The organism is Cupriavidus sp. GW822-FHT02D05 (assembly GCF_058802485.1).
Genome location: NZ_JBXAOE010000083.1, coordinates 1 through 1,025 on the forward strand (window position 1 = coordinate 1; position 1,025 = coordinate 1,025).

1 rRNA gene is annotated in these 1,025 nt (G+C 51.9%); it reads left to right on the forward strand.

From position 1 onward, the window contains the following. A 23S ribosomal RNA gene (locus tag AC1RQK_RS40440) occupies nucleotides 1-1,025 on the forward strand; the annotation flags it as partial.

Consider the following 1,025-nt stretch of genomic DNA (forward strand, 5'->3'; position numbering starts at 1 on the left):
ATGGGTCATCCCTGACTGAATACATAGGTCAGGGAAGCGAACGCGGCGAACTGAAACATCTAAGTAGCTGCAGGAACAGAAATCAACCGAGATTCCCAGAGTAGTGGCGAACGAAATGGGAAGAGCCTTGTACTCTTTAGCAGCATTGTTAGCAGAACGGGATGGAAAGCCCGGCCATAGCAGGTGATAGCCCTGTATGCGAAAACAGCGTTGTGGAACTAGGTGTACGACAAGTAGGGCGGGACACGTGAAATCCTGTCTGAAGATGGGGGGACCATCCTCCAAGGCTAAATACTCGTGATCGACCGATAGTGAACCAGTACCGTGAGGGAAAGGCGAAAAGAACCCCGGGAGGGGAGTGAAATAGATCCTGAAACCGCATGCATACAAACAGTCGGAGCCTGGAAACGGGTGACGGCGTACCTTTTGTATAATGGGTCAGCGACTTACATTCAGTGGCAAGCTTAACCGATTAGGGAAGGCGTAGCGAAAGCGAGTCCGAATAGGGCGTTCAGTCGCTGGGTGTAGACCCGAAACCAGACGATCTATCCATGGCCAGGTTGAAGGTGCGGTAACACGTACTGGAGGACCGAACCCACTAACGTTGAAAAGTTAGGGGATGAGCTGTGGATAGGGGTGAAAGGCTAAACAAGTCTGGAAATAGCTGGTTCTCTCCGAAAACTATTTAGGTAGTGCCTCGTGTCTCACCTTCGGGGGTAGAGCACTGTCATGGTTGGGGGGTCTATTGCTGATTACCCCGCCATAGCAAACTCCGAATACCGAAGAGTGCAATCACGGGAGACAGACATCGGGTGCTAACGTCCGGTGTCAAGAGGGAAACAACCCAGACCGCCAGCTAAGGTCCCTAAGATTGGCTAAGTGGGAAACGAAGTGGGAAGGCTAAAACAGTCAGGAGGTTGGCTTAGAAGCAGCCATCCTTTAAAGAAAGCGTAATAGCTCACTGATCGAGTCGTCCTGCGCGGAAGATGTAACGGGGCTAAGCCAGTCACCGAAGCTGCGGATGC